The 25342-nt window shown below is 71.3% G+C and carries 19 protein-coding genes; 8 read left to right on the top strand and 11 right to left on the bottom strand.

What is annotated here, in order from left to right; translation table 11 throughout:
• Positions 1–33 precede the first annotated feature (33 nt).
• Positions 34–540, bottom strand: coding sequence for a DUF1203 domain-containing protein (locus OG410_RS15510; protein ID WP_329299685.1), 507 nt, complete (start codon positions 538–540; stop codon positions 34–36).
• Between the two features lie 112 nt (positions 541–652).
• Between OG410_RS15510 and pepN (OG410_RS15505) the strand changes: the two genes are divergently transcribed.
• Complete coding sequence (gene pepN / locus OG410_RS15505) at positions 653–3232, top strand: aminopeptidase N (RefSeq protein ID WP_329299684.1); 2580 nt, start codon at positions 653–655, stop codon at positions 3230–3232.
• A gap of 90 nt (positions 3233–3322) precedes the next feature.
• On the opposite strand, the gene OG410_RS15500 is transcribed toward pepN (OG410_RS15505), so the two are convergent.
• Positions 3323–4342 (bottom strand): aspartate-semialdehyde dehydrogenase, encoded by a 1020-nt coding sequence (locus OG410_RS15500; protein ID WP_329299683.1) that lies wholly within the window; start codon positions 4340–4342, stop codon positions 3323–3325.
• 311 nt (positions 4343–4653) lie between these two features.
• On the opposite strand from OG410_RS15500, the gene OG410_RS15495 reads away from it, so the two are divergent.
• The gene (locus OG410_RS15495) at positions 4654–5175 is read left to right on the top strand and encodes a sigma-70 family RNA polymerase sigma factor (RefSeq protein ID WP_326787758.1); all 522 of its coding nucleotides are present in this window, start codon (positions 4654–4656) and stop codon (positions 5173–5175) included.
• A gap of 1 nt (position 5176) precedes the next feature.
• Complete coding sequence (locus OG410_RS15490) at positions 5177–5980, top strand: hypothetical protein (RefSeq protein ID WP_329299682.1); 804 nt, start codon at positions 5177–5179, stop codon at positions 5978–5980.
• Between the two features lie 177 nt (positions 5981–6157).
• Here the strand turns inward: OG410_RS15490 and OG410_RS15485 are convergent, their stop codons facing one another.
• Together OG410_RS15485 and OG410_RS15480 are read right to left on the bottom strand one after the other, a co-directional pair.
• The gene (locus tag OG410_RS15485) at positions 6158–9466 is read right to left on the bottom strand and encodes a S8 family serine peptidase (RefSeq protein ID WP_329299681.1); all 3309 of its coding nucleotides are present in this window, start codon (positions 9464–9466) and stop codon (positions 6158–6160) included.
• A gap of 244 nt (positions 9467–9710) precedes the next feature.
• Positions 9711–10280 carry a CGNR zinc finger domain-containing protein gene (locus OG410_RS15480; RefSeq protein WP_329299680.1) on the bottom strand — a complete coding sequence of 190 codons (570 nt, stop codon included), beginning with the start codon at positions 10278–10280 and terminating at the stop codon, positions 9711–9713.
• A gap of 109 nt (positions 10281–10389) precedes the next feature.
• On the opposite strand from OG410_RS15480, the gene OG410_RS15475 reads away from it, so the two are divergent.
• The 3 genes from OG410_RS15475 (at position 10390) to OG410_RS15465 (ending at position 14671) form a co-directional block, all read left to right on the top strand.
• Positions 10390–11298 (top strand): pyridoxamine 5'-phosphate oxidase family protein, encoded by a 909-nt coding sequence (locus OG410_RS15475; RefSeq protein ID WP_329299679.1) that lies wholly within the window; start codon positions 10390–10392, stop codon positions 11296–11298.
• Positions 11299–11577: 279 nt separating this feature from the next.
• Complete coding sequence (locus OG410_RS15470) at positions 11578–13362, top strand: TIGR03767 family metallophosphoesterase (protein WP_329299678.1); 1785 nt, start codon at positions 11578–11580, stop codon at positions 13360–13362.
• A gap of 91 nt (positions 13363–13453) precedes the next feature.
• Positions 13454–14671 (top strand): serine hydrolase domain-containing protein, encoded by a 1218-nt coding sequence (locus OG410_RS15465; RefSeq protein ID WP_329299677.1) that lies wholly within the window; start codon positions 13454–13456, stop codon positions 14669–14671.
• Here the strand turns inward: OG410_RS15465 and OG410_RS15460 are convergent.
• The 3 genes from OG410_RS15460 to pepN (OG410_RS15450) all read right to left on the bottom strand — a co-directional run bounded on the left by OG410_RS15460 (position 14668) and on the right by pepN (OG410_RS15450) (position 19440).
• Entirely contained in the window at positions 14668–15234 is a 567-nt protein-coding gene (locus OG410_RS15460; RefSeq protein ID WP_329299676.1) for a cysteine hydrolase family protein, read from the bottom strand. The two genes, OG410_RS15465 and OG410_RS15460, sit on opposite strands and share 4 nt — an antisense overlap.
• Positions 15235–15423: 189 nt before the next feature.
• Positions 15424–16479, bottom strand: coding sequence for a hypothetical protein (locus tag OG410_RS15455; protein WP_329299675.1), 1056 nt, complete (start codon positions 16477–16479; stop codon positions 15424–15426).
• A gap of 366 nt (positions 16480–16845) precedes the next feature.
• A complete protein-coding gene (gene pepN / locus OG410_RS15450) occupies positions 16846–19440 on the bottom strand; it encodes an aminopeptidase N (protein WP_329299674.1) in 2595 nt (864 codons plus the stop codon).
• A 192-nt stretch (positions 19441–19632) separates the two neighbouring features.
• On the opposite strand from pepN (OG410_RS15450), the gene OG410_RS15445 reads away from it, so the two are divergent.
• Together OG410_RS15445 and OG410_RS15440 are read left to right on the top strand one after the other, a co-directional pair.
• A complete protein-coding gene (locus OG410_RS15445; RefSeq protein WP_329299673.1) occupies positions 19633–20301 on the top strand; it encodes a mycothiol-dependent nitroreductase Rv2466c family protein in 669 nt (222 codons plus the stop codon).
• 159 nt (positions 20302–20460) lie between these two features.
• Positions 20461–21087 (top strand): histidine phosphatase family protein, encoded by a 627-nt coding sequence (locus tag OG410_RS15440; RefSeq protein WP_329299672.1) that lies wholly within the window; start codon positions 20461–20463, stop codon positions 21085–21087.
• Positions 21088–21155: 68 nt separating this feature from the next.
• Here OG410_RS15440 and OG410_RS15435 read toward each other — a convergent pair whose 3' ends face one another.
• From OG410_RS15435 to OG410_RS15420, 4 genes are read right to left on the bottom strand one after another with little or no spacing between them, the layout of a single operon-like run.
• Positions 21156–22049, bottom strand: a complete 894-nt coding sequence (locus OG410_RS15435; protein WP_329299671.1) for a TauD/TfdA dioxygenase family protein — start codon at positions 22047–22049, stop codon at positions 21156–21158.
• A gap of 47 nt (positions 22050–22096) precedes the next feature.
• Positions 22097–23479 carry an LLM class flavin-dependent oxidoreductase gene (locus OG410_RS15430; protein WP_329299670.1) on the bottom strand — a complete coding sequence of 461 codons (1383 nt, stop codon included), beginning with the start codon at positions 23477–23479 and terminating at the stop codon, positions 22097–22099.
• Positions 23476–24333, bottom strand: a complete 858-nt coding sequence (locus tag OG410_RS15425; RefSeq protein WP_329299669.1) for an ABC transporter ATP-binding protein — start codon at positions 24331–24333, stop codon at positions 23476–23478. Before OG410_RS15425 ends, OG410_RS15430 begins: the two co-directional genes overlap by 4 nt.
• A complete protein-coding gene (locus tag OG410_RS15420; RefSeq protein WP_329299668.1) occupies positions 24309–25337 on the bottom strand; it encodes an ABC transporter permease in 1029 nt (342 codons plus the stop codon). Before OG410_RS15420 ends, OG410_RS15425 begins: the two co-directional genes overlap by 25 nt.
• Positions 25338–25342 lie beyond the last annotated feature (5 nt).

The raw sequence follows: 25342 nt of genomic DNA, 5'->3' as shown, positions 1-25342 counted from the left end.
GGCGGCCCCGCTCAGCCCTCCGGGCGGAGGACGCTACTGTCGAAACACGCCCTGGCCCCGCCGCACCTCGTACAGGAAGCAGCCGTACTCCACCGCCCGTACGTGGACCAGTGCCACCTCCGGGTCCGCGAACGCCTCGGCGAACGCCTTCGTGAAGGTCTCGTCGAACGCGGACGGTGCCTCGACCATTCGGCCGTCCAGGATGTGCCCCTGGGCCGAGTAGCGGCGGACCGTTCGGTGGGCGTTCGTGAACGGGAGGGCTTCCGTGGCCGGGCCCGCGCACACGTCCGCGTGGATGAAGACCGGGCCCGTCTCGTCGTAGGGGCCGGGCTCGGCGCCGGTCCGTTCCGCCCAGCGGCGCAACGGGGCGTAGGAGACCAGGGCGACGCGCTCTCCGGGCTCGCTGCGGCGCAGGCAGCAGCGCAACGGGGATCCGCCCTCCTCGTCGGTCAGCGGGGCGGGCCGGCGGCCCGCGTCGTCGGTGGCGCGGAGCTCCTCGAGAACGGCCGCGCCGATGGGCTGTGCGGTGTACGTGGTCATGCGTCCAGGCTCGCGCCCGCGACGGACCGGCACCGGCGGGAAACGGACATCGCGCTGTGTGCGGGTCCCGTGGAAGGATGACGCAACCCACACATAACGAGGAGATGACCGCGTGCCTGGCACAAACCTGACCCGCGAAGAGGCGCAGCAGCGCGCGAAGCTGCTCACCGTTGACTCGTACGAGGTCGATCTCGACCTGTCCGGCGCGCAGGAGGGCGGCACCTACCGGTCCGTGACCACGGTGCGCTTCGACTCCGCCGAGACCGGCGCGGAGTCCTTCATCGACCTGGTGGCCCCGGCCGTCCACGAAGTCACCCTCAACGGCGACCCGCTCGACCCGGCCGAGGTCTTCGAGGACTCGCGGATCGCGCTGCCCGGGCTCCTTCAGGGGCGCAACGTCCTCCGTGTCGTCGCCGACTGCGCGTACACCAACACCGGTGAGGGACTGCACCGGTTCGTCGACCCCGTCGACCAGCAGGCCTACCTGTACACCCAGTTCGAGGTGCCCGACGCGCGCCGCGTCTTCGCGTCCTTCGAGCAGCCCGACCTCAAGGCGACCTTCCAGTTCACCGTGAAGGCGCCGAACGGCTGGACGGTCGTCTCCAACTCGCCGACCCCGGAGCCCAAGGACGACGTCTGGGTCTTCGAGCCGACGCCGCGGATCTCGACGTACATCACCGCGCTGATCGTCGGCCCGTACCACTCCGTGCACAGCGTGTACGAGAAGGACGGCCAGACCGTCCCGCTCGGCATCTACTGTCGCCCCTCGCTCGCCGAGTTCCTCGACTCGGACGCGATCTTCGAGGTCACCCGGCAGGGCTTCGAGTGGTTCCAGGAGAAGTTCGACTACGCGTACCCGTTCACGAAGTACGACCAGCTCTTCGTGCCCGAGTTCAACGCGGGCGCGATGGAGAACGCGGGCGCGGTCACCATCCGCGACCAGTACGTCTTCCGCTCCAAGGTCACCGACGCCGCGTACGAGCTGCGCGCCGAGACGATCCTGCACGAGCTGGCCCACATGTGGTTCGGCGACCTCGTGACCATGGAGTGGTGGAACGACCTGTGGCTGAACGAGTCGTTCGCCACCTACACCTCCATCGCCTGCCAGGCCTACCACCCCGACAGCCGGTGGCCGCACTCCTGGACCACGTTCGCCAACTCCATGAAGACGTGGGCGTACCGGCAGGACCAGCTGCCCTCCACCCACCCGATCATGGCCGAGATCCGCGACCTCGACGACGTGCTCGTCAACTTCGACGGCATCACGTACGCCAAGGGCGCCTCCGTCCTCAAGCAGCTCGTCGCCTACGTCGGCATGGACGAGTTCTTCCGCGGCGTCCAGGCCTACTTCAAGGCCCACGCCTTCGGGAACACCCAGCTGTCCGACCTGCTCGGCGCCCTGGAGCAGACCTCCGGACGCGACCTCGGGACCTGGTCGCAGAAGTGGCTCCAGACCGCCGGGATCAACATCCTGCGGCCCGAGATCGAGACCGACGCCGACGGTGTCGTCACCTCCTTCGCCGTCCGCCAGGAGGCCCCGGCCCTGCCCGCCGGCGCCCAGGGCGCGCCGACGCTGCGCCCGCACCGCATCGCGGTCGGCCTGTACGAGCTCGACGGCGACAGCGGCAAGCTGGTGCGCGACGAGCGCGTCGAGCTGGACGTGGACGGTGAACTGACCGCCGTACCGCAGCTCGTCGGCAAGCGCCGTCCCGCCGTGATCCTGCTCAACGACGACGACCTGTCGTACGCCAAGGTCCGCCTCGACGAGGACTCGCTGGCCGTCGTCACCGAGCACCTCGGCGACTTCGCGTCCTCCCTGCCGCGCGCCCTGTGCTGGGCCTCGGCCTGGGACATGACCCGCGACGCCGAACTCGCCGCCCGCGACTACCTGGAGCTGGTGCTGTCCGGCATCGGCAAGGAGTCCGACATCGGTGTCGTCCAGTCGCTGCACCGCCAGGTGAAGCTCGCCATCGAGCTGTACGCCGACCCGACCGCCCGCGAGGCGTTGCTGACCCGCTGGACGGACGCGACGCTCGCCCACCTGCGCTCGGCCGAGGCCGCGAGCGACCACCAGCTGGCCTGGGCGCGCGCCTTCGCGGTGACCGCGCGCACGCCGGAGCAGCTGGACCTCCTGGAGGCCCTGCTCGAAGGCCGCGAGACCATCGAGGGCCTCGCCGTCGACACCGAGCTGCGCTGGTCGTTCGTGCAGCGGCTCGCGGCCGTCGGACGCTTCGACGACGCGGAGATCGCCGCCGAGTACGAGCGTGACAAGACGGCGGCCGGCGAGCGGCACGCGGCCACCGCCCGGGCGGCCCGTCCCACCGAGGAGGCGAAGGCGGAGGCGTGGGCCTCGGTCGTCGAGTCCGACAAGCTCCCGAACGCCGTGCAGGAAGCGGTCATCGGCGGCTTCGTGCAGGCCGACCAGCGTGAGCTGCTGGCCCCGTACACGGACAAGTACTTCTCCGTGGTCAAGGAGATCTGGGACGCCCGCTCGCACGAGATCGCGCAGCAGATCGCGACCGGCCTCTACCCGGGCATCCACATCGCCGAGGAGACCCTCGCGCGGACGGACGCGTGGCTGGCCTCGGCCGAGCCCAACGCGGCCCTGCGGCGCCTGGTCTCGGAGTCCCGCTCGGGCGTCGAGCGGGCCCTGAAGGCGCAGGCGGCGGACGCGCGGGCCGCGACCGCCTAGCCGGCGGACGCGACGCGTCGCAGGAGAACCCGAGGGGGCGGGCACCGGTCGGTCGGTGCCCGCCCCCTCGGGCGTGTGTGGATCCGGGCGTCAGCCCTCGTTGAGCTCGGCCGCCACCAGCTCCGCGATCTGGACCGCGTTCAGCGCGGCACCCTTGCGGAGGTTGTCGCTGGAGACGAACAGCGCGAGCCCGTGTTCGACGGTCTCGTCCGGCCGGATGCGCCCGACGTACGAGGCGTCCTTGCCGGCGGCCTGGAGGGGGGTCGGGATGTCGGAGAGGACGACACCCGGGGCGCCCGCGAGCAGCTCGGTGGCGCGCTCGGCCGAGAGCGGGCGGGCGAAGCGGGCGTTCACCTGGAGGGAGTGGCCGGAGAAGACCGGGACCCGGACGCAGGTGCCGGAGACCTTGAGGGCCGGGATCTCCAGGATCTTGCGGGACTCGTTGCGGAGCTTCTGCTCCTCGTCCGTCTCGTTCAGACCGTCCTCGACGATCGAACCCGCGAGGGGGAGCACGTTGAAGGCGATGGGGCGCTTGTAGACCTGCGGCTCGGGGAAGTCGACCGCCTCGCCGTCGTGGGTCAGCCCGTCGGCCTCACCGACGACCTTCAGTGCCTGGCCGTGCAGCTCCGCCACACCGGCGACGCCCGAGCCGGACACCGCCTGGTAGGTGGCGACGACCAGCGCCTCGAGGCCCGCTTCCTCGTGCAGCGGCTTCAGGACCGGCATCGCGGCCATCGTCGTGCAGTTCGGGTTGGCGATGATGCCCTTGGGGCGGTCGGCGATCGCGTGCGGGTTCACCTCGGAGACGACGAGGGGTACCTCGGGGTCCCTGCGCCAGGCGGAGGAGTTGTCGATCACGACGGCGCCCTGGGAGGCGACCTTCTCGCACAGCGCCTTGGAGGTGGCCCCGCCCGCAGAGAACAGCACGATGTCCAGGCCCGAGTAGTCCGCCGTGGAAGCGTCCTCCACCGTGACCCCGTCGACGACCGTCCCGGCCGAACGGGCCGAGGCGAACAGACGCAGTTCCTCGACCGGGAAGTCCCGCTCGACGAGGATCTTGCGCATGGCTGTGCCGACCATACCGGTGGCTCCGACGATTCCGACCCTCACGGCGACTCCCTTGACGTGCGTTCTACGTGGTCCAACGCTTCCATCATGCGTCTGACCCGGGCCCGCGTGTCCAATCCATTCGCCGGGCCGCTCACGACGTGGGACGCCGGGAAACGCGCCGAGGTGCCCGATCCTGCGGCATCCGAGTGTCCGGGTACGAAGAAATCGCCCGGCGACGCGGGGTGACCGCAAGCCGTACGGTGTGGGCGCGGTCACGGCACGGGGCCCGGTGTGACGTACGACTCGAACCGGGCCGAACGTTTTGGCCCGCACCGGCGTCGTAGAGGGGACGCGGGGAGGGGAGGGGTGCTGTGCTGCGCAGAAGGACACGTCGGGCACCGGGGGCGGACGACCCCCTGGACGCGACGCAGGAACGCCGGGTACGGGCGGTGCTCGCGCTCGGCGGCGTACCGCAGGCGGACCTGCCGGACGGGGTACAGCAGGTCCGGCTGCGGTTGCTGGAGCGGGCCGCCAAGGGGGACGAGGCGCCACGGGACGTGTCCGCCTGGGCGGCGGTCGTCGCCTCGAACCTGGCGATGGACTGGCACCGGGCCAAGCGCCGGCAGGAGCGGCTGGGGGAACGGCTCGCCTCGCTGCGCCAGCCGGCGCAGCCCTCGGACGAGGAGTCCAGTGTGCTCTCGCTGGCCGTCGCCCAGGGCCTGGACGAACTGCCCGACCCCCAGCGCCAGGTTCTCGTCCTGCGGTTCTACGCCGACCTGCCGGTGCGGGACATCGCCGACGAGCTCGGCATACCCGAGGGCACGGTCAAGAGCAGGCTGCACACGGCGGTCCGCGCGCTGCGCGCCCGCCTGCACGAGGACGAGGTGGTGTGACGTGGCCGAGTACGAAGGTGTGGACGCGCTGCTGGCCGCGATCACGGACGCCGAACTGCCCGAGGGCGCGCGCGACGATGTCGTGTTCATGGCCGAGCACCGGTCGGCCGCCGCGGACGTGGACGTGCTCCGGGAGCAATTGGTCATCATCGGTGACGCGCTGGCGGACAGCGGGCGGTCGGCCGGGCCGGTCCCGGCGTCCCAGAAGCCGGGGAAGTCAGGGAGGTCCGGGAAGTACCGGCGGGCCGAGGGGCCGCGGGCGTCCGGGGGCGGGCGGCCCGGCGGCGCCCCGAAGAAGCGCTTCCGGCCTTCGCGTGCCGCGGTCGTCGGCACGCTGGCGGCGGCCGCGGTGGCCACGCTGGTGGTCGGGATGGGCTGGCTGGCCGCGACAGGCGGGTCGGACGTGACGAGCAGCAACTCGGCCGCCTCCGACGACAAGGTGCAGGACAGCGGCGACTCGGGCTCGCTCAGCGCCCCCGGCTACATCGCCTGCTCCCGGCTCATCGTGGAGGGCACGGTCACCAAGGTGGCCGCGGTCCCCGGCACCGCACAGGACCGGATCACCCTGGACGTCTTTCACTACTACAAGCCGGCCAGGGGCGAGAAGGAGGTCACCTTCCTGATGGACCAGGCCGTCGACCCGCGGCTGCACCGGGGCGACGAGGTCCTGATCGGCATCCAGCGGCACACCTCGACGCCCGACATCTGGACCACGGGGGAGCAGCAGATCGCCCGCGACCGGTCCTGGATCGTCAAGGCGCTGCCCGAGTCCCGGGGGATGAGGTGCGCCACCGACGAGCGGTGACCCGCGGTCGGGGCCGGGCGGCCCGGAAGGGACGGCGGCCCGGCGGGGGCACGGGAAGGGCTGTCCGGGCACGGGGCAGGACGGTCCGCGGGCGGGAGGCACGCGAAAGGGCGGGCGTCCGTTTCCGGACGCCCGCCCCAGGTCCCCGGGCCGCTCGCGCGGCCGGGCGTCACACCGCTACGGCGTGACCTTCTCGATCTTCACGCTGCCGAGGCCCGCGACCGTGCCGCGCGCGTTCACCAGCTGGACCTGACCGAAGAACTCGCGTCCCTCGGGTGCCGCCGCGGCGGCGGTGACCGAGCCGGACACCGTGGCCGACGCGCCGGTGGCGAGCTTCACCGGGGTGGAGTCGTCGACCGTGACCGTGCCGAGCGCGCTGGAGAAGAACACGTCCTGGTAGTCGTACGCCGTCGAACCCGACGGGACCGAATAGCCCGCGACCTCGATGGTGTACGTACCGGCGGCGGGGGAGGCGATGGAGACGGCCTCCTCCGAGTCACCGTCCGCGGACTGCCCGACGACGGCCCCGGCGGCGTTGTACACCGTCAGGTCGAGGTCGGCGGCGTTGTCGGAGACGTTGCCGATGACCACGTCGAGCGACGCGGCGCCCGCGGGCACCTCGACCGTGGTGGTCTGCGTCGCGCCGTCGGCGATGGTCGGCCGCGCGTTCTTGGAGGAACCGAGCGGACCGCCCTTCAGCTTGCCGTCGATCGCGGCGAAGTTGTTCGTCACCTTCCAGGAGGCGGTGGCCGGGGTGCCGACCTTGGCCTCGGGGACGGTCACGACGGCCGGGTCGAAGGCCGCGCCGAGCACGGCGACATCCAGCTTGTACGGGTTGTCGAGCAGCGGCGAGGTGCGGCGCGCCTCGACCTCGATCTCCCAGACGCCGGGCTGCGGGTCCGCGTACGAACGCACGTCGGGCTTGCAGCCGTTGCCGTCGAGGTAGTTGTTGTAGCAGTACGGGGTGCTGGTGTTGTCGACCGGAACGCCGTACGGGTGGATCGCGATGAACCGGGTCTGGCTCTTGTCCTTCAGCCCGCCGATCGCGGCCTCCAGGGACTTGGCGCCCTCGGGGACCGTCACGAAGTACGAGGTGGTGCTGTTGCGCTGCACCGAACTCGACGCGCTGTAGGTGTACTTCAGCGGCGAGGAGACGACGACGGTCGAGAGGATCTGCTTGTCGACGCCCTCGGTGCGCGGGTCGTCGACCTCCAGGATCGCGCTCTTGAGCCCGGCCGACTCCGGCGCCGCCTGGACCTTGACGGTCACCGGCTGGTTCAGCGGGAGGTACACCTCGTCCTTGCCGAGGATCCGGAAGGTGCCGCCGGCGTTGTTCTCGAAGGAGAGCTCGTGCCGGACCGGCCGGTCCGAGCCCGACGTACGCGTGACGGTGATGTCGTACGTCTTGCGCTGGCCCGCCTTGAGGCCGCCCTCGCGGTCGTACAGACCGGTACCGAAGCCCGGGGTCTTCAGCGCGAAGTCGATCGCGGTGTCGACCGGGGCCTTGACGGTGTAGTCGTGGGCGGTGGCGCCGTCCTTGATGGAGTCCCAGGCGTCACCGATGTTGATGAGACCCGCACCCTCCGCGTACGCCTGAACGCCCTTGATGTGGTCGGCGGTCGAGGTCAGCGCGGTGCGCAGGGTGGCCGGGGTGAGGCTGATGCCCTTCTGCTTCGCCGCGCTCAGCAGCAGCGCCGAGGCGCCCGCGGCCTGCGGGGACGCCATCGAGGTGCCCTGGAGCATCGAGTAGCCGGCCGGAAGGGTGTAGCCCGCCTCGGCGACCGGGGAGCCCGGCAGCCAGGTCTGGGTGGAGTTGATGGAGGCGCCGGGCGCGCTCAGCGTCGGCGTGAAGCCGCCGTCCTCACGCGGGCCGCGCGAGGAGAAGGGCAGCATCGCGTACTTCTTCTCCACCTGCGAGCCGTAGTTGGCGGCCCAGGTCTCCTTGGAGATGGTCGCGCCGACCGAGATGACCTTGTCGGCCAGGCCCGGGTCACCGATCGTGTTCGCGCCGGGGCCGGAGTTGCCCGCGGAGATCACGAGCTGGACGCCGTAGGTGTCGATGAGACGCGTGTAGAGCTCGGAGCGCGCGTTGTTGCCGTCGTTGAGCGCGGGCAGACCGCCGATGGACATGTTGACGATGTCCACGCCGCGGTTGGCGACGAGGTCGATCATGCCCTCGGTGAGCGCGACGTTGGTGCAGCCGCCGGTCCAGGTGCAGGCACGCGAGGAGACGATCTTCGCGCCGGGCGCGGCGCCGCTCATCTTCCCGCCGAACAGGCCGTTGGCGGAGGTGATGCCCGCGACGTGCGTACCGTGCTCGGACTCGATGACGCCGATGTTGACGAAGTCGGCCTTCTTGCCGACCCAGTCGCCGCCGTACGGGTCGGTGGGCACGTCCTTGCGGATCTCCACGACGAACGGCTGCCGCTCGACGACGTCCGTCGCCGGGTTGTCGGTACCGAAGTAGCCGACCTGGAAACCGTCCTTGTACGGCTTCATCGGCGTGTCGTCGGTGAAGTCGAAGTTGTTGTTCAGGTCGACGCGGACGGTACCGGCGGCCGGATCGTAGAGGATGCCCCAGGCGTCGGTGGTGTCGCCGTCCCGGTTGGCGTCGCCCGCGGCGTCCCCTCCGGCCGTCGCGGACTCACGGAACAGGTTGACCTGGTAGTCGCCCGCGGGTGCCTTCCAGCTGACGCCGCCGTAGGAGAACGACGGACCGCTGACCGGGTTGGTCATCCGACGCCAGGTGCCGTCGCTGTCGAGGATCGGGTCGGTCGAGGTGACCCAGTCGACGATCTTGCGCTCGCCGGTGGTGGTCTTCTGCAGGGCGGGGTGGCCCAGGTCGACGCCCGAGTCCAGGATGCCGATGGTGACGCCCCGGCCGTCCGCCTTCGGGTGGTCCTGCACGAAGTCCACGGCGCCCGTCTCGAAGGACGGGTTGTACGGGTTCTCGGCGGGGGTCTTCTTGCCGGGACCCGGGTAGGTGGCGGCCGTGGAGGCGTTGCTGCCGTGCTTGGCCGTGTCGGCGCTCGGGGTCGGGTCGTCCAGCGCGATCTCCTGGCGCAGGTCGATCCCGTGCACCGAGGAGAGCTTCGCGGCGGCGGCGATGGCCGAGTCCGCCTTGCCCGTCGGGACGGTCGCCCGGACGTAGCCGAGCTTGTCGTAGGTGCGGCCCACCGAGCCGCCCTTGACCGCGTCGAGCTCCTCGGCGACCTGCTCGGTCTGGCCGGGAGCCGTCGCGATCATCATCGTGACGTTCTTGTCGCCGTTGGCCTTGGCCTCGGTCAGGAGGTCGGCGTCGGCCGAACCGAGCTTGGCGGCGGCGGACTTGGTGCCCGGGTCGGCCGTGGGCGCGTCCGTGTCCGCGGAGAAGGCCATGGGTATCGGCCCGGCCGCGGAGAGCGCGGCCACCAGGCCCGCTGCCATGGCCAGGCGGGCCACGCGTCTCGCGCCGGATATCGGGGCGCGCTGAGGGTCGGAGGTCATCTGCATCCCTTGGAGGTAAAGGAACGAGCGTGGAACGGCCGGTTCCGGTGGTTCCAGCGGGACCGGTCGCATCAGTCCGGAATGTGAACCCGGATGACCGCTCAGCTTTACCCAAGGGACAGTTGTTTGGGGAGAGTTGACCGTGGCGGGATACAGCCATGGCGTACTTCCGCCATGCGTCACGTCGAGGATCGTGCGCTATAGGTGGATATCCAGGGCGGGGTGGATGTCTCGCTTTGTCGATTCAGCTCTCTTTTGTGCGCGCGTAGTGGCGGGACGCCTTCGCGCGGTTACCGCAGGCCGCCATCGAGCACCAGCGGCGGGTGCCGTTCCGTGAGGTGTCGAAGAAGTGCAGGACGCACGCCTCGTGGGCGCAGCGGCGGATGCGGTCCGGAGCGGCCTGGAGCAGTTCCAGATAGTCGCGCGCGGCGAGCCAGGCCGGGCCCCAGGCGGGGTCGTCGAACTCCGGTGTTCCGCCCGGCCCTTGATCGGTCAGCGTCAGGCGGACGCGTCCGTGCGCGAGGACGGCGTCGACGCGGGCGGCGGCCTGTGCCGGAAACCGGGAGCCTGGCCGGGCGGCCTCGCCGTGGGGGGCGTCGACCGCGGCGCGCAGGGCGTCGCGGGCTTCGAGCGTGTGCCGCAGGACGGTGTCGTCGGCCGGGAAGCCGAGCCCGTTGCCCGCCAGCCACACCGCGAGGCCCTCGGTGTCGGCCAGCAGGTCCCGTACCGCGCCCTCGTGGACCCAGCGGGTGTTGAGCAGGTCGAGCGAGACCGGCTCGCCGGTGAGGGGGCGGGGGTCGGGGCTGGTGGACATGGGGTCTCCCTTCGCGACTAACCCCTCAAGGGTAGGTCACCGGTTGACGCTCTCGACTCTAACCTCTAATATCGATGACAAAGGTTAGCCTCTCGCACCTGGAGGCGTCATGACGTATCACTCCGGCTCGCGGGCGATCCAGGACCGTGTCGGCGTCCGGGACCTCGCCGACCATGTGGGCCGGTCCGTCGGCCAGGGCATCCGCCCGGTGGTCGCCGCGTTCCTCGAACTCCAGCCCATGCTGGTCGTCGGCGCGGCGGTCCCCGAGGGCGGGACGGAAGGGGACCGCGACCCCGGGACGGCCGGTGGCGGGGTGTGGGCCTCGCTGCTCACCGGGGAGCCGGGATTCGTGCGGGCCACCGGCGCCCGGCAGATCTCGGTCGCGGGCGGCCTCGCGGCGGGTGATCCGCTCACCGCCGCGCTCACCACCCCGGGCACCGCTGTCGGCACCATCGCACTCGACCCGCGCACCCGTCGCCGTATGCGCCTCAACGGCCGGGTCCGGCCCACTCCGCGCGGCTTCGCCGTCGAGGCCGACCAGGTCTTCGCCAACTGCCCCAAGTACCTCCAGAAGAGGCAGATGTACGAGACGGTGACCGGCCGCACGGCGGGCGTTGCCCGGCGTGGCAGTGAACTCACCCCCTTCCAGCGGGAGTTCGTCGAGGCCGCCGACACCTTCTTTCTCGCCACGGTCCACGCGCACGGCGCCGACGCGAGCCACCGCGGCGGCAACCCCGGCTTCGTGCATGTCGACACACCCGGCGAACTGAGCTGGCCCGACTACCCCGGGAACTCCATGTTCCTGACCCTCGGCAACCTCGCGGCCGATCCGCGTGCCGGTCTGCTCTTCCTGGACTGGACATCGGGAACGGCGCTCCAGCTCACCGGTACGGCCCGCACGGAGTTCACCCCCGACGGCGAACGGACCGTCCGCTTCACCCTCGCCGAAGCCGTCGAGACGTCCGCCGCCAGCCCGCTGCGCTGGTCCCCGCCCGCGTACTCACCGGCGAATCCGTGAACGGGCAGGCGTCGCCGTGAACGGGCGTGCGTCGCCCCCGGATCCACCTCCCCTACCCCGCAAGATGAACGCGGAGTGACCGTCCACCGGCCGTTCGGACAGGACTCCATGGATGCCCAGGGTGCGCGAAGATCGACGTACGGTGATCGGCGTCGCCCGTTGCCGTCCAGTTAACGCGCAGGTCATCCCCAGTGCCAACGATCCAGTACAAGCGGGGAGTTCGCCGGTCGAGCGCCCCGCTGCCACTGCCGACGCGTTCGCACTCGGGGAGACCGCGCCATGCCGCGCATACGCTCTGTCGCCACCGTACCCGCCCTCAACCGCCGCACCCTGCTGGCCGCCACCGGAGCGGTGTCCCTCTCCGCGGGGATCGGTCTGGCCCTGCGCCCCCAGTCCCCGGCGCAGGCGGCGACGGCCGCCCAGGCGCCCGCCGCCGGCTCCGGCGCCCACGCCGAGGGCCGGTCGGCCACCACCGGCCCGAAGGGACCTGCCGCGCTCGCCCCGTACACCCGCGGCACGACCCTGGGCTCCGTCGCCACCCCGCGCTCCGGCTCCACCGGGTACCGCAGGCTCGGTGACGGCGCCGGCTGGAAGCGGGTCGTGCGCGACGAACTGGCCACGGCCAAGACGGGCCGAGCCGACCGGCGCACCGCGCTCGCCGCGTTCGTGCAGCTCACCGACCTGCACCTGGTCGACGCCCAGCACCCGCTGCGCCTGGAGTACCTGCGCTCCCAGAACAAGAGCTCGTGGCGCCCGCAGGAGGCGCTGACCGTCGCGGGCGCGGTCTCCCTGATCGAGCGGGTCAACTCGCTGCACGGAGCTCCCGCCACCGGAACCCCGCTGGGCTTCGTCATGACCACCGGGGACAACACCGACAACAACTCCAAGACGGAGCTGGAGTGGTTCCTGAAGGTCATGAGCGGCGGCCGCATCACCCCCAACAGCGGTGACCCGCGGCACTACGAGGGCGTCCAGGCCAGCGGTCTGAAGACCTACTGGCAGCCCGACGCCGCCCTGCGCGACGCCGACAAGCAGCTCGGCTTCCCGCGCCTCCAGGGCTTCCTGGAGGCGGCCATCCGCGAACTGCGCAGCCCCGGCCTGAAGCTGCCCTGGTACTCCACCGTCGGCAACCATGACGCGCTCCCGCTCGGCTGCTACGGATCACGCGGCGACTCCTACCTCACCGAGTTCGCCGTCGGCGGCAGGAAGCTGATGTCACTGGGCTCGGCGGAGGCCACCACGCTGGCCAAGAGCATCAAGAACGGCAGCAGCCCCAAGGGCGCCGCGTTCCACGACCTGCTCAGGGCGCACGCCCGCGAGATGCGCTCGGTCACGCCCGACGAGAAGCGCGCCCCGTTCACCCCCGCCGAGTACATCAAGGCGCACCTCGACCCGGCGTACACCGGGCCGGGCCCGTTCGGCCACGGCTACTCGTCCGCGAACCTCTCCGCGGGCACCCAGTACTACACGTTCCGGATCGCCGAGGACGTCATCGGCGTCAGCCTGGACACCACCGACCCCGGCGGCCACTACCAGGGCTCCATCGGCACGGCTCAGCTGCGCTGGCTGGAGAAGACGCTGCGCGACAACGCGGACTCGTACGTCATCGTCTTCAGCCATCACACCAGCAAGAGCATGCACAACACCCACGCCGACCCCGCCCACCCGGCCGAGGCGCGGCACGGCGGCAGCGAGGTCGTCTCCCTGCTCGCCCGCTTCAGCAACACGCTGGCCTGGGTGAACGGCCACACCCACAGGAACGAGATCATCCCGCACGCCGCCGCCGGCAACCGTTCCTTCTGGGAGATCGGCACCGCCTCCCACGTCGACTTCCCCCAGCTCGCCCGCGTCATCGAGCTGGTGGACAACAAGGACGGCACGCTCTCGCTGTTCACCACCCTCATCGAGTCCGCGGCCCCGCACGCCACGGACTTCTCCGACCTCACCCAGACGGGCCTCGCGGCGCTGTACCGCGAACTCTCCTTCAACGCCCCCGGCGCCCGCACCGACCTGTCGGGCACCTCACGCGACCGCAACACCGAGCTGATCCTGAAGAAGGGCTGAAAAGGGATCAACCCGCGCGGCCCGGGCAACCTGCCGGCCGTGCCCTCGGGTCCCTCCCGTCGACCGAGTCCCACAGCGAGACGGGGAAGACATGAGGGTTCGTACGGCACTGGTGGGGGCGATCGCCGCGGGGATCGCGGTGACGCAGGCGGGCATCGCTGCGGCGGCGCCCACGAAGGACGGCCACGCGCCGACACGGCAGGCACTGGAAGCGGCCGTGCACGACGGTGTGCCGGGGGTGACGGCGACGGCCGTGGACCGGCACGGCACCTGGTCGGCCACCGCGGGCGTCGGAGATCTGAGGACCGGTGCACCGCGGTCCACGGCCGACCGCTACCGCGTGGGCAGCATCACCAAGACGTTCATCTCCACCGTCCTGCTCCAGCTCGAGGCCGAGGGACGGCTGTCCCTGGACGACACCGTGGACACCTGGCTGCCCGGCGTGGTGCGCGGCAACGGCAACGACGGCACCGGGATCACCGTCCGCCAACTCCTCAACCACACCAGCGGGATCTTCAACTACACGGCCGACGACGGCTTCGGCGCCACGTATTTCACCAGGGACGGATTCCTCCGGCACCGCTACGACACACTGCCCCCCGGACAGCTCGTCGCCGTCGCCCTGTCCCACAAGCCGGACTTCGCGCCGGGCACGTCCTGGAACTACTCCAACACCAACTACGTCCTGGCCGGCATGGTGATCGAGAAGGTCACCGGCCGTTCCTACGCCTCGCAGATCCGCGACCGGATCATCAAGCCCCTCGGCCTGCACGCCACTTCGCTGCCGGGCACCCGGGTCACGCTCCCTTCGCCCAGCAGCAGGGGGTACTCCAAACTGGCCGAGACCACGACGGGACCGACCTACGACGTCACCGCGCTGAACCCCTCCTGGGCTTCCTCCGCGGGGGAGATGATCTCCGACAGCTCCGACCTGAACCGCTTCTACACCGCACTCCTGCGCGGCAGGCTCCTGCCGCGCGAGCAGCTCAGGGAGATGCGGACGACGGTCGCCGTCGACGGCGTCCCGGGCATGCGCTACGGCCTCGGCCTCCTGGAGGGCGAACTGAGCTGCGGCGTCCGTTTCTGGGGCCATGACGGCGGCATCCACGGCTCGTCCAGCGTGGCCCTCACCACCGCGGACGGCCGCCATTCCCTCGCCTTCAACCTCAACGGCGACTGGGCGGGCGACGCCGAAGCCGTCGTCGAGGCGGAGTTCTGCGGGAAGCGGCCGCCCGCGACCAGCCCGTCCCCGGACCGGTTCGGGAGCCCGTCCCAGGGCCTGTCCCAGGGTCTGTCCGACCGGCTCTAGCCGGCGGCTCGGGCGGCGAAGCTCACCTTCGCCGTCTCGACGGTGTCCCCGCGCCGGCCGGGCGCGCGCTGCTCCTTCCAGTACAGGTTGGTGTGGGCGACGACCTCGGCCGGGGTGGGGGCGCCGTACGCGGTGAGGTCCTCCGTGGTGTGGGCGTCGCCCACCAGCGTGACGTCGTACCCACGGGTGAAGGCGCTGTGGAGTGTGGAGCGGACGCACATGTCGGTCTGGGCGCCGGTGATCACGACATGGCCGACCGCACGCTCGGCGAGCAGGTCCTCCAGATCGGTGGCCTCGAAGGAGTCGCCGTAGTTCTTGTGGACGACGGGCTCCGTGTCCTCGCGGACCAGCTCCGGCACGTACTGCCAGGACTCGCTGCCGTACTTCATCTGATCGTCGGAGTGCTGCACCCAGATCACCGGCACCGCCTCGGCGCGGGCCCGGGCGACGAGCGTGCCGATGTTCGCGATCACGGCCTCGAGATCGTGGGTGCCGTTCACGGCTCCGTGCTGCATGTCGATCACCAGCAGCGCTGTCTTCGGGCGCTCGGGCAGGGTCGTCATCACGCTCTCCTGTCGTTGGTCCGGCTCGTCAGGGCAGGTGTGTCCGGACGGGGAACTCCTGCCCGCCCCACAGTAGATCGGGGCACTGACAACGCCGCCGGAACGCGGGAGCGGGCCCGCGCGAACGGCACGTGGGCCTCCCGAACGGCACGTGGCCTCGTTCGTCACCTCCGGGCGCGGCCCTGTCCGTCACGACCGGGGCAGCACCACGACATGCGCGGCCGGATCGCGGTCGTCCGCGGCCATGAGCGCGGTCCGTACGATCGTGGCCTGCTGTTCCATCGCGTCCCTGAGCTTCCGCGGAGTGACGTGGACGACGGTGATGCCCAGCCGCTCCAGGTGCTCGCGCCTGCGGGCCTGCTCGGATCCCTGGGCGTCCGCGTCCTGGAGCGGGGTCCGGGTGACCAGCTCGACCGCCACCGCCTGCTCGGGCCAGTACGCGTCGAGGCCACCGAGGTGGGGGCCTCCGGGCAGCCGCAGGTCGACGTTCCAGACCGGGTCGGGCAGTCCGTGCTCGAAGACCATCCGGTACAGACGGTGCTCCGCGATCGCCCTGCCCTCCGCCACCAGTGAGTCCACGGCGTCCACCACGTGCGGGCGGTCCAGCAGCCGGGCCGCCGTCAGTTCCTCCACGACCGAACGCGGTTCGCAGTAGCCGCGGCGCACCGCCTCCGCCAGCAGCTCGCGCACGGCCTCCGCGTCGGTCAGCTCCGCGACCGCGTCGGCCAGCGCGCGGGGCACGGCGGCGACCGGGACCCCGGCCACGAACGTGGGCGTCGGCAGCACGGTGGTGCGCACGATGCTGACGCAGCCGGTCGAGCGCACCCGGCGCAGCCGGGGGACGAGCACGTCGATCGTGCCGAGGGAGGGCAACGGCGGGACACAGGAGAAGCCGTGCAGGGCCAGCGCCGCCAGACCGGTGATCAGCGCGTCCGCCCAGGGCCGGTCGTCGCGCGGTTCCTCGGAGCCCGGCTGGACGGGGACGCGGGGTGCCGTGCGGGCGGAGGGGGGACGCGCGGTGTAGAGCAGCGCCGCGTGCAGCCGCTCCTCGGGCGTGGGAGGGCCGGGACGCAGAAGGAAGACGCCGGGAAGGATCCGCTGCCAGGGGCCGCCGGGCCGGCACCGCTCGTTGACGTCCGCGGCCGTCACCTGGCGGTCGCGTAACTGGGCGGTGGTCAGGATCCGGTGCCGTACGGGGGACGAGTGGCGCAGGGTGCGGGGGGAGTCGGGGGTGCGGTGGCTCATGGTCCGGGGTCTTCCGCCGGGGAGCCGTCTTCTAACCGCTGTTACCCGCTCGTCGACGAATCGGGACAAATGCGCCTTCTGGTGCGGATGTTCGACTGCCGAAAGGCGCTGGTCCGGAGGCGGATCAGTACGGGTCACGGGTCTGAATACATGCATTTCGTAACCAGTGTGCGCATCGGATCAGCCCACTGCCCACCGCCCACCGCGAAGAGCACCGGACGTGCCCACCGCGAAGGATGCCGGACGTGCCCACGGCGGAGGGCGCCGGACATGCCACCGCGGAGAGCACCAAACATGCCACCGCGGAGGGCACCGGACGCCGTGGCGCCGGCGACCTCCGCGGTGTGGTCCGCGTGGTGCGGGTGATCAGCCCGCGGCGGCGATGTCGCAGGCCTGCCCCCGCAGTGCCCGCGCCAGATCGTCCCGGGACTCCAGCACCAGCCGGCGCAGCGCCGGCGGCGCGTCCTCGTGCGCCGCGAGCCAGGCGTCCGTCTCCGCCAGGGTCTCCGGGGAGTCCTGGAGCGCGGGGAACAGGCCCCTGACCACGTCCATGCCGATCTGGATGGAGCGCTCCGCCCAGACGCGGTCGATGGCGGCGAAGTACTTGGCGGCGTACGGCGCCAGCAGGTCCCGCCGGGACGGCCGGGCGAAGCCGGAGATGGTCGCCTCGACGAGGGCGTTGGACAACGCGTCGGATTCCACGACGGCCGCCCAGGCCTGGGCCTTGACCGCCGCGGAGGGCCGGGCGGCCAGGCAGCGGACCTGGTGCCGCTTGCCGGACGCCGTGTCGTCACGGGCGAGTTCGGCGGCGAGGACGGACTCGTCGGCCACGCCCCGCGCGGCCAGCGGCTCCAGGAACGCCCAGCGCAGCTCCTGGTCGACCTCGAGGCCGTCGATCTTCGCCGTCCCCTCCAGCAGGCCCTGGAGCAGCTGGAGATCGGTCTCGCTCGATGCGACGGCGGCGAAGAAACGGGCCCAGGCGAGCTGGTGCTGGCCGCCCGGCTCGGCCAGCCGCAGCTCCTTCAGCGCGCCCTCGGCGAGCAGCGCCTCGCCCTGCTCGCGCCAGTCGGGCGCCGCGTAGTTGACGAGCGCGGAGTTCGCCCAGGCGTGCAGCATCTGCAGGACGCCGATGTCGGACTCGCGGCCCGCGAACCGCAGCACCAGGGCGATGAAGTCCCTGGCGGGCACGATCGCGTCGCGCGTGAGGTTCCACAGCGCCGACCAGCACAGCGCCCGCGCGAGCGGGTCCGTGATCTCGCCGAGCGCGTCGCGCAGCGTGGCGAGCGAGCCCTCGTCGAAGCGGATCTTGCAGTACGTGAGGTCGTCGTCGTTGACGAGGACGAGCGCCGGGGCTTCCGCGCCCGCCAGCTCGGCGACGACCGTGCGCGGCCCGTCGACGTCCACCTCGGCGCGCGCGTACCGCACGAGCGGACCATCGCCGTCCTCGCGGCGGTACAGGCCCACGGCCACGCGGTGCGGGCGCAGTTCGGGGTGCGACTCGGGCGCCTCCTGGAGCACCGCCAGCTCGGCGACGCGTCCCTCCGCGTCCAGGAGCACCTGCGGGGTCAGGGAGTTGACGCCCGCGGTCTGGAGCCAGGACCGGGACCAGGCGGCCATGTCCCGTCCGCTCGTCTCCTCCAGGGCCGACAGCAGATCGCCGAGGCGGGTGTTCCCGTACGCGTTCCGCTTGAAGTAGCGGCGGGCGCCCTCCAGGAAGGCGTCCTGCCCGACGTACGCCACCAGCTGCTTCAGGACCGAGGCGCCCTTGGCGTAGGTGATGCCGTCGAAGTTCAGCTTGGCGTCCTGCAGGTCGCGGATGTCGGCCGTGATCGGGTGGGTGGAGGGCAGTTGGTCCGCGCGGTAGGCCCAGGCCTTGCGGCGGTTGGCGAACGTGATCCAGGCGTCGGTGAAACGGGTCGCGCCGACGTTCGCGAACGTCCCCATGAAGTCGGCGAAGGACTCCTTCAGCCACAGGTCGTCCCACCAGACCATGGTGACCAGGTCGCCGAACCACATGTGCGCCATCTCGTGCAGGATGACGTTCGCCCGGGCCTCGTACGACGTCTGCGTCACCTTGCCGCGGAAGATGTACTCCTCGCGGAAGGTGACGAGACCCGGGTTCTCCATCGCGCCGAGGTTGTACTCGGGCACGAACGCCTGGTCGTACTTCCCGAACGGGTACGGGTAGTCGAAGTGGTCGTGGAAGAAGTCCAGCCCCTGCTTGGTCACCAGGAACACGTCGTCGGCGTCGAAGTGGGGGGCCAGGCCCTTGCGGCACATCGCGCCGAGGGGGATCTCCAGCGTCGTACCGTCGTCGAAGGTGCGGGAGTAGGAGTCCGTCACATAGTGGTACGGGCCCGCCACGACCGCCGTGATGTACGTGGAGATCGGCTTCGTCTCGGCGAACTTCCACACGCCGTCCGTGAGTTCGCCGACGCCGTTGCTCCAGACCGTCCAGCCCTCGGGGGCCCGCACCTCGAAACGGAACGGCGCCTTGAGGTCGGGCTGCTCGAAGTTGGCGAAGACGCGCCGCGAGTCGGCGGGCTCGTACTGCGTGTACAGGTACACCTCGCCGTCCTCGGGGTCGACGAAGCGGTGCATGCCCTCGCCGGTGCGGGAGTAGGCGCACTGCGCGTCCACGACGAGCTCGTTCTCGGCGGCGAGGTCCTCCAGCCGGATCCGGGAGCCGTCGAACACCTCACCGGGGTCGAGGTCCCTGCCGTTGAGCGAGACGGCCGTCACACTCGGCGCGATCAGGTCCGCGAAGCTCGCCGCGCCCGGCTCGACGCAGCGGAAGCGGAGCGTGGTGACCGAGCGGAAGGTGCGGGGCTCGCCGGCCGCCGCGCCGGGCTCCGGCTCCCCGACGGCCGAGCGCAGGTCGAGGAAGACGTCGTAGCTGTCGACGGACAGCAGTGCCGCCCGCTCCTGGGCCTCGTCGCGGGACAGATTCTCTCCGGGCACGACTGCACTCCCTCATGGCGTCATAGACATGTGCGAACAGGGCCGATCCTGCCATGTGCTCCTTACGGCGGACGCTGCGACGGCGCAGACACAGGGGAATCCCTAGGACCCGTCGGAATCGCACAGACACGCGGGAATGGGGTGGGCGAGTGCCGGTGTTGCCAAGGGAAACACCGCATTCCGAGGAGAGCCATGCCCGAGCAGACCGCTCAGACCAGTACCGGCAAGACCCCCGTCGACTTCTGGTTCGACCCGCTGTGCCCCTGGGCCTGGATGACCTCGCGCTGGGTGCTGGAAGTGGAGAAGGTCCGCGACATCGAGGTCCGCTGGCACATCATGAGCCTCGCGGTACTGAACGAGCCCAAGCTCGACGAGCTTCCCGACCAGTACCGCGAGATGCTCACGACCACGGCGTGGGAGTCGGTCCGGGTGGTCACCGCCGCCTGGCAGAAGCACGGCGACGACGTCCTCGGCCCGCTGTACACCGCGCTCGGCACCCGCTTCCACAACGACGGCACGGGCCCGACCAAGGAGGCCATAGCCGGCGCCCTCGAGGAGGTCGGACTTCCCGCCGACCTGATCGACTACGCCGACCAGGCGGACTTCGAGTTCGACGCCGAGCTGCGCGCCTCCCACAAGGAGGGCATCGAGAAGGTCGGCCAGGACGTCGGTACCCCGGTCATCGCCGTCCCCGGCTCCGACGGCGAGCAGCTCGCCTTCTTCGGCCCGGTCGTCACCCCGACCCCCAAGGGCGAGGACGCCGCCAAGCTCTGGGACGGCACGCTCATGGTCGCCTCGGTACCGGGCTTCTACGAGATCAAGCGCACCCGTACGGCGGGACCGGACTTCAGCAACCTGTAGGCACCGCCGACACCGCGCCCGGGCAGGGCCGGACCCCGGGTCCGGCCCGGTCCCGCGCGGACCGGGCCCGGTGACGGGACGCGTCGTGTCCCGTCACCGGGCCCGGGACTTTCCGTGGCGCACCCCCGGGGCCCGGCCCGACCTGGATACTGCGGCCTCATGAGTACAACGAGCCGCAGTACGACCCTCCTCCTGGCCCGGCACGGGCAGACCGTCTGGAACGCGGAAAAACGCTACGCCGGAGTGAGCGACGTCGGCCTCACCGAGGAGGGCCGCGCCCAGGCGGAGGCCCTCGGCCGCTGGGCCGCCGCGCACCCCGTCGACGCGATCTGGACCTCGACCATGTCCCGTGCCGTCGCCACCGCCGAGCCCGCGTGCCAAGCCCTCGGGCTGGCCCCCCGGCGTGAACCGGGCCTGCGCGAATGCGACTTCGGGGTCCTGGAGGGCCGCACGTTCGCCGAGTTCGAGCTGGAGAACCCCGTCCGGGCCAAGGCGTACCGCGCCGATCCGGTGTCCTACCCGTTTCCCGAGGCGGAGGATCCGCGCGCGGCGGCGGCCCGGGGCACCCGCGCTCTGCGCCGCATCGCCGAGATCCACCCCGGCGAACGCGTGCTGGTCGTCGCCCACAACAGCCTGCTGCGCCTGGTGCTGTGCACCGCGCTGTCCATCCCGCTGGGCGAGTACCGCCGCGTCCTGCCGAGCCTGCGCAACGCGGCGGTCACCGAACTCCGGGTGGAGGACGGGTCGGCCGCCCTGCTCTCGTTCAACGTGCCGTGCGGGATCTGACGGGACGGCCCCCGCGCGAGGGATTCGCGCGGGGGCCGTCGTCGCCCGTCACATGAGCCGGGACGGCGTCACCCGGCCACCGATGTGTAGTGCGAGGCATCGCCCGTGATCGAGTGGCTCTCCTTGCCCTCGATGCCGACCGGCACGTCACCGGCGACCGTCACTCGGTGCAGACGGCGCGGCAGGTTGTCGTAGTTGTCGATCGCGTAGTGCTGGGTGATCCGGTTGTCGAACAGGACGAGCTGGTTCGGGGACCAGCGCCAGCGCAGGACGTTCTCGGGCCGGGTGACGTACGCCTGGAGCAGGTCGAGGATCTTGCGGGACTCGCCCACCGACAGCCCGGCGATCCGCTGCGCGAACCCGCCGATGAACAGGCCGCGTTCACCGGTCAGCGGGTGCACCCGGACGACCGGGTGCACGGTGCGGAACTTGATGGACGTGAACTGGGCGCGCTGCGCGGCCTGTTCCTCGTCGATGTTCTCGTCCGGCACCGCGTAGTCGTAGTCGTTGGTGTGCTCGGCCCACAGGGTGTCGGCGAAGGCGCGGAGCGGTTCGGGCAGATCGCGGTAGGCAGCCGCGGAGTTGGCGATGAGCGTCTCGCCTCCGTACGGCGGGACGGTGATGCTGCGCAGGGTGCTGGCCTGCGGCGGGTTGAGGACGAAGGTCACGTCGGTGTGCCAGTGATTGGCGCGGCCCCGCTCGCTGTCGACGGGCAGCACGTTCGGGGCGCCGTCGACGGCGGGCACGGTGGGGTGCGCGGTGGTGAGGTCGCCGAAGTGGCGGGCGAAGGCCTGCTGGCCCTCGTCGTCCAGGTCGACGTCGTCGAAGACCAGCGCCTTGTGCTCGTTGAGGGCGGTGCGCAGGGCGGCGGCGGTGATGTCGTCCAGGGGCTTGGAGATGTCGACGCCCAGGACACGGGCACCGATGTGTGCGGTGACCTTCTGGATCTCGATGTCGGACATGGGTACGGGTCCTCTCGGTTCGGCGGTTCGGGCAGGTGTGAGCGGGGTCAGGCGAGGGCGATCGCGGGTGCGGGGAGCGTGGCCGCCGTCGCCGTCGTGGTCGGTGTCGCGTACCGGTTGGCAGGGCGCGGAAGCCCGTAGCGTTCCCGCAGGGTCTGCCGGGGCCCGTACTCCCGGCGGAGCAGACCCCGGTCGCGCAGGATCGGCACCACGTGGTCCACGAAGAGGTCGAGCCCCGACGGCAGTACGGCCGGCATGATGTTGAATCCGTCGGCGGCGCCGCCGCGGAACCACTCCTCGATCGCGTCGGCGACCTGCTCGGGTGTGCCGGCGAAGGTCAGATGGCCCCGCCCGCCGCCGAGCCGGCCGATCAGTTCGCGGACGGTGAGCCGCTCGCGCCGGGCGAGCTCCACGACGAGGGTGTAGCGGCTCTTGGCCCCCTCGATCGCGCTCTCCGGCGGCAGGTCGGCGGGCAGTCGCGCGTCGAGACGGAGGGTCCCCGGCTCCAGGTGGAGCAGGTGCTCCAGACGGTTCACCCCGTGCTCGTACACGATGTGGTCCTCCAGGACCCGCTCGTGGGCGAGCGCCTCCGCCTCGGTCGAGCCGATGACCGGGACGATGCCGGGCAGAACCTTGAGGTGGTCCGGGTTCCGGCCGGCCCGCTCGGTACGGGACTTGAGGTCGGCGTAGAAGTCCTGGGCGTCCGCGAGGGTCTGCTGGGCGGTGAACACCGCTTCCGCGTACCGGGCCGCGAACCGTTTGCCGTTCTCCGAGGAGCCCGCCTGCACGAGAAGCGGGTGACCCTGCGGTGTGCGGGGCACGTTGAGGGCGCCCTCCACACTGAAGTACGTCCCCTTGTGCCGCGCGGGATGGATCTTGCCGGGGTCGCCCCAGACTCCCGCCGTCTTGTCGGCGACGACGAGGTCGTCCTCCCAGCTGTCCCAGAGCTTGAGCGCCACGTCCAGGAACTCGGCGGCGCGCTCGTAGCGGGTGGCGTGCGCGGGCTCGTCGTCGAGACCGAAGTTGCGGGCGGCCTCCGCGCCCGCCGTGGTCACGATGTTCCAGCCCGCTCGGCCACCGCTGATGTGATCGAGGGAGGCGAGTCTGCGGGCCAGGTTGTAGGGGGAGTTGTAGGACGTGGAGGCGGTGGCGATCAGGCCGATGTGCTCGGTCGCGGTGGCCAGCGCGGTGAGCAGGGTGATGGGTTCGAGCGCCCCGGACGGGCGCTGGCCCACGCTGTTGAAGAGGACCGGGCCGTCGGCGAGGAAGAGGGAGTCGAAGGTGCCGCGTTCGGCGATCCGCGCGAGACGCACGTAGTGGGCCGTCTCGACATGGGCGTACGGGTCGCTCTCCGGGAGCCGCCAGGAGGCCTCGTGATGGCCGGTGTTCATCAGGAAGGCGTTGAGATGGAGCCGGCGAGGGCTGGTCACAGGTGCTTCTCCTTCTGGTGCGCGGACACGCCGTGCCCGCCGCCGCCGTCCGCCGTCGTTTCCGGTTCGGCCGCGGTGTGTGCCGCCGCCGCCCCGGGTTCCGTCCTCGCCGCGGTCCCTGTCACGTCCTCGGTGACCCCGAGGGCGTTCAGCAGCCGCTCGCGGTAGGCGCCGAGCAGCGGATCGCGGTACGAGCGGGGGTGCGGGCGGTCGATGGACAGGTCGACGCCGATGCGGCCGTGGTCGAGCACGAGCACCCGGTCGGCCAGCACGATCGCCTCGTCCACGTCGTGCGTGACGAGCAGCACGGAGGGCCGGTGTCGCTCCCACAGTTCGCGCAGCAGCACATGCATACGGATCCGGGTGAGCGCGTCCAGCGCCCCGAACGGCTCGTCGGCCAGCAGCAGTTCGGGTTCCCGGACGAGCGAGCGGGCCAGGGCGGCGCGCTGGGCCTCGCCGCCGGAGAGCTCGTTGGGCCAGGCCCGTTCGCGCCCCGCGAGTCCCACCTCGGCGAGGGCGGAGCGGCCCTTGTCCGCGGCCTCCCGGCCGTCCGCGCCCAGCAGGACGTTGTCGAGGACGCGGCGCCACGGCAGCAGCCGGGAGTCCTGGAAGACGACGGACACCCGCTCCGGGGCGGTGAGTTCCCCGCTCCCGGCCACGCCGTGGTCGAGGCCGGCGATGGCGCGCAGCAGCGTGCTCTTGCCGGAGCCGCTGTGGCCCAGCAGGGCGGTGAACTGGCCCGCCGGGAGGTCGAGGTCGACGTGGTCGAGCACCGTGCGGCCCTCGAACGACCGGGTGAGCCCGCGCAGCCGGACCGTGTGGGAGCGGGTCAGCTGCTGAGTGTGCGTCGCCACGACAGCACCTTTCGTTCGACGATACGAACCGCGCTGTCGGAGATGAGACCGAAGATGCCGTAGATCAGCAGGCCGACGAGGATGATGTCGGTCCGGCCGTAGTTCTGGGCCTGGAACATCATGTAGCCGAGGCCGCTGGTGGCGTTGATCTGCTCCAGGACGACCAGGGAGAGCCAGGAGCCGGTCACGCCGAGCCGCAGCCCGACGAAGAAGCCGGGCAGCGCGCCGGGGATCACGATCTCCCGGACGAAACGGAGCCGCGACAGCCCCTGGACCTCCGCGAGTTCCACGAACCGGTGATCGATGCCCGACAGGGCGGAGTGCAGGTTCAGATAGATCGGGATGTAGACGACGATGGCGATGATCGCGATCTTGAAGGTCTCGCCGATGCCCAGCCAGAGGATGAACAGCGGGATCAGACCGAGGGTCGGGATCGCCCGGTTGAGCTGCACGGTCCCGTCGATCAGCGCCTCGCCGACCCGGCTGAGCCCGGACGCGAGGGCGAGCAGGACGCCGGCGGTCAGGCCGAACGCGAAGCCGTATCCCGCGCGCTCCAGGGACGTCAGCACGTCGGTGGGCAGCGTGCCGTCGGTCCACAGATGACCGGTGGTCTTCAGCACCGTCCAGGGCGCGGGGATCGCGCCGGGATCCAGTTGTCCCGCGGCGGACGCCACGGCCCACAGGGCGAGGAACAGCGCCGGACCGATGAGCCGGGAGGCCGGCAGCCGCTTGCCGGGCGCGAGACCGCGGCGCCGGGCACGGGGAGCCCGCCGGAACCGGCGACCGCCGGTTACGGCCCCGTCGACGGCGTTCGCCTCGACCGCCTCCGTCCTGTCCGGTACGGCCGAAGCGGTGGCCGGCGGCGATCCGGTGCCGGTTCCGGCGTCGGTCGCGGGGTCGTCCGTGACCGCGGTCGGAGCTGAGGGGAGGGTGGTCCCGGTCGGCGGTGAGGGATGTGGGGCCCCGGTCGAGGTCCGGTCCGTGGTCGTGATTCTGGTCGTCATGGCCG

The organism is Streptomyces sp. NBC_00659 (genome assembly GCF_036226925.1).
Taxonomy (GTDB): domain Bacteria; phylum Actinomycetota; class Actinomycetes; order Streptomycetales; family Streptomycetaceae; genus Streptomyces.
This window is presented reverse-complemented; position numbering and strand designations above follow the sequence as displayed.

Coding starts and splice junctions, on each gene's coding strand:
- OG410_RS15470 (WP_329299678.1), top strand. CDS start 11,578: ATGCCGCGCATACGCTCTGTCGCCACCGTACCCGCCCTCAACCGCCGC.
- OG410_RS15475 (WP_329299679.1), top strand. CDS start 10,390: ATGACGTATCACTCCGGCTCGCGGGCGATCCAGGACCGTGTCGGCGTC.
- OG410_RS15510 (WP_329299685.1), bottom strand. CDS start 540: ATGACCACGTACACCGCACAGCCCATCGGCGCGGCCGTTCTCGAGGAG.
- OG410_RS15435 (WP_329299671.1), bottom strand. CDS start 22,049: ATGTCCGACATCGAGATCCAGAAGGTCACCGCACACATCGGTGCCCGT.
- OG410_RS15465 (WP_329299677.1), top strand. CDS start 13,454: ATGAGGGTTCGTACGGCACTGGTGGGGGCGATCGCCGCGGGGATCGCG.
- OG410_RS15440 (WP_329299672.1), top strand. CDS start 20,461: ATGAGTACAACGAGCCGCAGTACGACCCTCCTCCTGGCCCGGCACGGG.
- OG410_RS15460 (WP_329299676.1), bottom strand. CDS start 15,234: ATGACGACCCTGCCCGAGCGCCCGAAGACAGCGCTGCTGGTGATCGAC.
- OG410_RS15455 (WP_329299675.1), bottom strand. CDS start 16,479: ATGAGCCACCGCACCCCCGACTCCCCCCGCACCCTGCGCCACTCGTCC.
- OG410_RS15485 (WP_329299681.1), bottom strand. CDS start 9,466: ATGACCTCCGACCCTCAGCGCGCCCCGATATCCGGCGCGAGACGCGTG.
- OG410_RS15445 (WP_329299673.1), top strand. CDS start 19,633: ATGCCCGAGCAGACCGCTCAGACCAGTACCGGCAAGACCCCCGTCGAC.
- OG410_RS15480 (WP_329299680.1), bottom strand. CDS start 10,280: ATGTCCACCAGCCCCGACCCCCGCCCCCTCACCGGCGAGCCGGTCTCG.
- OG410_RS15420 (WP_329299668.1), bottom strand. CDS start 25,337: ATGACGACCAGAATCACGACCACGGACCGGACCTCGACCGGGGCCCCA.